1 protein-coding gene is annotated in these 393 nt (G+C 68.6%); it reads right to left on the reverse strand.

Features of this window, described 5'->3' with window-relative positions; translation table 11 throughout:
• Positions 1-379: molybdenum cofactor guanylyltransferase MobA (gene mobA, locus AC1DCG_RS25180; RefSeq protein ID WP_477041765.1), on the reverse strand; the 379-nt coding region annotated here is incomplete at its 3' end.
• Between the last annotated feature and the right edge of the window lie 14 nt (positions 380-393).

Consider the following 393-nt stretch of genomic DNA (forward strand, 5'->3'; position numbering starts at 1 on the left):
GAATCGCCATCTCGGCACCTTCGGCCTCGATCGCCTGCGCCAGCCGCTCGACGAGGTCGGTGGGCAGGAACGGCGTATCGCACGGCGCCGTGACGAGCCAGCCGGTGCTGCACTGCTCGAGCCCGGCCATCATGCCGGCCAGCGGGCCCGCGAAATCGGGCACGGAGTCGGTGACCACGGGCACCCCGAACGACTCGTAGGCGGCGAGGTTGCGATTGGCGTTGATCAGCATCGCGCCGGTCTGCGGTGTCAGGCGCATCAGCGTGTGCATCGCCATCGGCACGCCGCGCAGCGGTTGSAGGCCTTTGTCGGTGCCACCCATGCGGCTACCCCGGCCGCCGGCCAGGATCAGGCCCGTGATGTCTTCGCGTGCGATCATGACTTTCGGAAAGT

Source organism: Caulobacter sp. 10L414 (assembly GCF_056395525.1).